Here is a 5205-nt window from a genome sequence, read left to right as displayed (position 1 = left end):
GCAAAATTCAATGCAGAGAAAGACCTGCGTGATGCTGCAAAAAAATCTGAAAAAATCCAAAGAGACAGTGCTATTTTAGCAACTCCTACTCCAGCGGCAACTTTCAAAATCAAAAAGTAATCCGTACATTTGCAAATTCCAATTATAACAACCAACTGAAAATGAGCGTAAAAGATTCTAAAGCCGAATTAAGTACAATAACTTACGACAGAGATAAAATCGAAGAAAATGTAGGTTCTATCTACGAAGCAATCGTAGTGATGGGCAAAAGAGCAGAGCAAATCAATGCAGAAATCCGCTCTGAACTTCATAATAAACTAGATGAATTTGCAGTGCACAATTCAACTCTAGAAGAGGTTTTCGAAAACAAGGAGCAAATTGAGATTTCTAAACATTACGAAAAACTTCCAAAACCAACTTCAATCGCTATTCAAGAATGGTTAGACGACGAAATTTACTACAGAAAAACTGAAGAAAAAAACTAAGTATTTCTTTCTTTAATTATTGTAAAAGTCACAGAACATATTGTTTTTGTGACTTTTATATTTAATATCGATAATGCTATTCAATTTGGTTTGCAAAAATTTAAGTAAATTCGTTCAACTTTTAAATTACAATTAATGAAACTTCAGGGTAAGAAAATCCTCATCTGTGTTTCTGGCGGAATCGCTGCGTACAAAATCAATTACCTCATCAGAGATTTCATCAAAAAAGGTGCAGAAGTACAGGTTTTAATGACGCCTTCTGCGGAACAATTTGTATCGAAACTCACACTATCTACTGTTTCTAAAAATCCGGTTTACAGCGATTTCTATTCTGAAAACGGCACTTGGAACAATCATGTAGAATTGGCACTTTGGGCAGATGTAATTTTAATGGCACCTTGCACCGCAAACACTTTATCAAAGATGGTTCACGGCATGTGCGACAACTTGGTTTTAGCAACCTATATGTCAGCGAAATGCCCAGTTTTTGTTGCTCCAGCAATGGATTTAGATATGTATCAACATCCTTCGACTAAACTCAATTTAGAATTGGCAGAAGATTTCGGACATCATATTATTCCGGCAGAAGATGGAGAATTAGCAAGCGGACTATTTGGACAAGGACGAATGGCAGAACCTGAAACTATTTCAAAAACAATTGAAGACTTCTTTAATTCAAATAAAAACTTAGCAGGGAAAACTATTCTTATTACGGCTGGACCAACCTACGAAGCGATTGATCCTGTTCGATTTATCGGGAATCATTCTTCTGGAAAAATGGGTTTCTCAATTGCGGAAGAAGCTGCCAATCGAGATGCAAAAGTAATTCTTATTTCTGGCCCAAGTTCGGAAAAAACCAATCATCACAACATCGACGTTCACCGAGTTACTTCGGCGAAGGAAATGTTTGCTAAAGTTTTTGAATATTACGATAATGCCGATATTGCCATTGCAAGTGCAGCTGTTGCAGATTATGCGCCGAAAGAAATTGCTAAGGAAAAAATCAAAAAAAATGATGATTCTTTAGTGATCGAATTGGTGAAAAATCCAGATATTTTAAAAACAATGGGCGAACGAAAAACCAAACAATTTCTGGTAGGTTTCGCTTTGGAAACTCAAAATGAAGAAGAAAATGCAAAAGAAAAACTTCAGAAAAAAAACCTGGATATGATTGTTTTGAATTCTCTCCGCGATTCAGGAGCAGGTTTTAAAGGCGTAACCAATAAAATCAAAATCATTACAGAATTGTCGCTCACAGAATTTCCTTTAAAATCTAAAGACGAAGTAGCCAAGGATATTTTAAATTTCGTGGAAGCGCAGATTTTGAAATAATATCCTTAAATTTCCGTTTTCAAACTTTAATTTAATAATGAAGAAACTTTTTTCGATATTCGTCATTCTACTTTCCTTTAACTTGAGTTTTTCTCAAGAACTTTTGGCAAATGTACAAGTTAACACCCAACAAGTAAGTGGTAGCAACATGCAGGTTTATAAAACTTTAGAAAAAAATCTGCGGGATTTCATCAATAATACAAGTTGGACAGGAAAGAAATTACAGAACTTTGAAAAGATCAAATGTAATTTCGCCATCGTTATTAATGAAAAAGCAGGAAGCAATAATTACAAAGCGAGCATCGTAGTGCAGGCAGTTCGCCCGGTTTTTAACACGACTTATGAAACGCCACTTCTAAATATAAACGATACCAATTTCAGCTTCGATTATACCGAAAATGAAAATCTAGTTTTCAATGAAAGACAATTTTCCGGAAAGAATTTAATTGATGTTATTAGTTTTTATGTTTATACCATTTTAGGTTATGATGGCGATAGTTATAAGGCAAGAGGCGGGCAACCTTGGTTCGAAAAAGCTCAGAAAATATCGAACAATGCACAGAATCAAAACTTCGCAGGTTGGTCTTTAATGGAAGGTCCACGAACAAGAGGCGCCTTGATTGACAACATCTTGAAGCCTGAACAAAATACGTTGCGAAACCTTTACTACACTTATCACCGCGCTGGTTTAGATAATCTTGGAAAACAGGATCAGTCTTCTGGTAAAAAAATTATTGCCGACGCTTTGATGCAATTGAAAACGTATGAAAATAACTTCCAGATGAATTATCCTGTGAATATTTTCATTGATACTAAAAAGCAGGAAATCTTCGATATTTTTAATAATGGAAATAACGCCAATGTAAATATGGCAGATTTAAAAGCACTTCTCAGTACATTATCTCCTAAAGATATTGACAGCAAATGGAATAAATGGAAATAATTTTGCCGGAATTTAAAATATTCTCTAAATTCAAATTATTAAAATTCCATTAACATCAGCCTTTTAGGTTGAGCTGATTCGTTTTTGTATTTCATAATCTCTTTTAAAGTCTTAAATTTACAGTCCGAAGTTCGCTTTAAAACTTCGTAATTGATTTTCCAAAATATGCTTTCAAGAATATTCATCCAAAATTTTGCGCTTATTGATTCACTTGAAATTACTTTAGACAAAGGTTTACAAGTAATTACAGGAGAAACTGGTGCAGGAAAATCAATTATTCTAGGAGCATTGCGTTTGATTTTGGGAGAAAGAGCCGACGTAAAATCCATTCAAAGTACTGAAACGAAAAGTATCGTTGAAGCCGAATTCATCATTAATGAAAATTTCAAAAACTTCTTTGAAGAAAATGATTTAGATTTTGAAATCCATACCGTTATTCGAAGAGAAATTTTGCCGACCGGAAAATCACGAGCGTTTATAAATGATGTTCCTGTTACTTTGGAAATACTGAAAAAACTTTCTGAAAAACTGATTGATATTCATTCCCAATTTGAAACCTCTAATTTGTTTGATGAAGAATATCAGTTCCGAATGATTGATGGACTTTCTAAAAACAAAACACTGATTATCAATTATCAAAAAGATTTTTCCAGCTATAAAAAATTGGCAAAAGAACTTGAAGATCACAAAAAAAAGCTATCCGAAGGCAATAAAGAAAGTGATTACAAAGTCTTTTTATTAGAAGAATTATTAGAAGTTAATTTGGACGAATTTGATTTAGAAGAAGTTCAAAATCAGTTAAGCAAACAAGAAAATGCCGAAACCATTATCGAAAATCTTTCTTTGATTTTTAATAAAATGGATGCAGAAGAAATCGGCGTTCTCGATTCTTTGCTTGATGTAAAAACAAAATTATCTAAAGTTGCTTCGTTGTCACACGAATATTCCCAACTTAATCAAAGATTTGAAGAAACTTTTGTAGAATTCAAAGACCTGCTTTTCGACCTTCAAAACGAAGCCGAAAAAATGGAAACCAATCCAGAAACATTGGAGCATTTGAGCTCGCAGCTTAGTAAAATCAATTCTTTATTTCTGAAACATAAAGTAAATTCCATTGAAGAATTAAAAGAAATTCGCGATCAAATTCAAAACGAACAAATCGGTTTTGCAGATTTAGAATTTCTAATTGAACAAACTGAGAAAAAAATAAAACTTGCTGCTGAACATTTAGAAAAGTCTTCAACTGAATTATCCCAAAATCGAAAAAAAGCAATTCCAAATTTCATTCAAAAAACCGAGAAATTACTGAATCAATTAGGCTTAGAAAAAGCGAAAATTGAAGTGCAATTAACAGAACTTGATCATTTTACCAATTTCGGAAAAGAAAATATTCAACTATTATTTCAAGCGAATTCTGGTTTTCCTTTAAAGCCGATTCAGACTGCAATTTCTGGTGGTGAAAGATCGCGAGTGATGCTTTCCATTAAAAAATTAATGGCTGAAAATTCAGAACTTCCAACTTTAATTTTAGATGAAATCGACACTGGAGTTTCCGGAAAAGTCGCAGAAGAAATCGGAAATGTGATGAAAGAAATGTCGGAAAATATGCAGTTGATCGTCATCAGTCACCTTGCACAGGTCGCTGCCAAAGGAAATAACAATTACAAAGTCATCAAACGGGAAATTTCCGGTAAAACCCAAACGACAATTGTTTCATTGAATCACGACGAGAAATTACAGGAAATCGCACAATTACTTTCCGGCAGTAAAATTACCGATGCCGCAATTTCGCAGGCAAAAGAGTTGATGAAATAAATTTTCTGTAACATTTTCCTTATTTTTAGACTTATCTTAAAAAGTAAGAATATGTACAGGAGACTTCTACAACTTGAATTCAAAAATTTTATTCGCAATCCACAATTTGGTACCAACCTTGGAATGAAAATTCTGAAGTTTTTCGGAATGGCATATTTCAGTGCAATATTCGTCGCTTTGCCTTTTCTGCTTTACTTTTTCGCCAAACAAAAATTGCATACTGATCCAATTCTTCTCTTCAGCAAATACTTTATTTATTATTGGGCATTTGATTTATTAATCAGGTATTTCATGCAACAAATGCCGACTCAGAACATCAAACCCTTTCTCACTTTAGGAATTACCAAGAAAAAATTAGTGAATTATACGATTCTTAAAATTCTTTTTAATTTTTTCAACTGGGGGAATCTGTTATTCCTTCTTCCATTTGCGGGTTTACTTATTTTCGATGGCGGGTTCTCCGTAATTCATGTTATTCTATTTACAATCGGGATTTTTGCCATTTTCTATTTTAATAATTTTTTGAATATTTTATTAAATGGAAAAGATATCGTGGTGATTTTAGTTTTTGGATTAATGGCCATTTTTGGCGCTTTAGAATATTACAAAATCATTGAACTTTCTCAGTAT

At 33.2% G+C, this 5205-nt stretch carries 5 protein-coding genes; all 5 read left to right on the top strand.

Features of this window, described 5'->3' with window-relative positions; translation table 11 throughout:
* Positions 1-161: 161 nt before the first annotated feature.
* The gene (locus WBY99_RS13395) at positions 162-485 is read left to right on the top strand and encodes a DNA-directed RNA polymerase subunit omega (RefSeq protein ID WP_423976838.1); all 324 of its coding nucleotides are present in this window, start codon (positions 162-164) and stop codon (positions 483-485) included.
* Positions 486-620: 135 nt separating this feature from the next.
* Entirely contained in the window at positions 621-1817 is a 1197-nt protein-coding gene (coaBC, locus tag WBY99_RS13390) for a bifunctional phosphopantothenoylcysteine decarboxylase/phosphopantothenate--cysteine ligase CoaBC (RefSeq protein ID WP_423976837.1), read from the top strand.
* Positions 1818-1854: 37 nt separating this feature from the next.
* Positions 1855-2760, top strand: coding sequence for a DUF4835 family protein (locus WBY99_RS13385; RefSeq protein ID WP_423976836.1), 906 nt, complete (start codon positions 1855-1857; stop codon positions 2758-2760).
* 165 nt (positions 2761-2925) lie between these two features.
* Positions 2926-4575, top strand: coding sequence for a DNA repair protein RecN (locus WBY99_RS13380; RefSeq protein ID WP_423976835.1), 1650 nt, complete (start codon positions 2926-2928; stop codon positions 4573-4575).
* 51 nt (positions 4576-4626) lie between these two features.
* Positions 4627-5205 (top strand): DUF5687 family protein (locus WBY99_RS13375; protein ID WP_423976834.1); only part of this gene is annotated, 579 nt, incomplete at its 3' end.

This window comes from Kaistella sp. (genome assembly GCF_049588135.1).
Classification (GTDB): Bacteria; Bacteroidota; Bacteroidia; order Flavobacteriales; family Weeksellaceae; genus Kaistella.
This window is presented reverse-complemented; position numbering and strand designations above follow the sequence as displayed.

Coding starts and splice junctions, on each gene's coding strand:
- WBY99_RS13395 (WP_423976838.1), top strand. CDS start 162: ATGAGCGTAAAAGATTCTAAAGCCGAATTAAGTACAATAACTTACGAC.
- coaBC (WP_423976837.1), top strand. CDS start 621: ATGAAACTTCAGGGTAAGAAAATCCTCATCTGTGTTTCTGGCGGAATC.
- WBY99_RS13385 (WP_423976836.1), top strand. CDS start 1,855: ATGAAGAAACTTTTTTCGATATTCGTCATTCTACTTTCCTTTAACTTG.
- WBY99_RS13380 (WP_423976835.1), top strand. CDS start 2,926: ATGCTTTCAAGAATATTCATCCAAAATTTTGCGCTTATTGATTCACTT.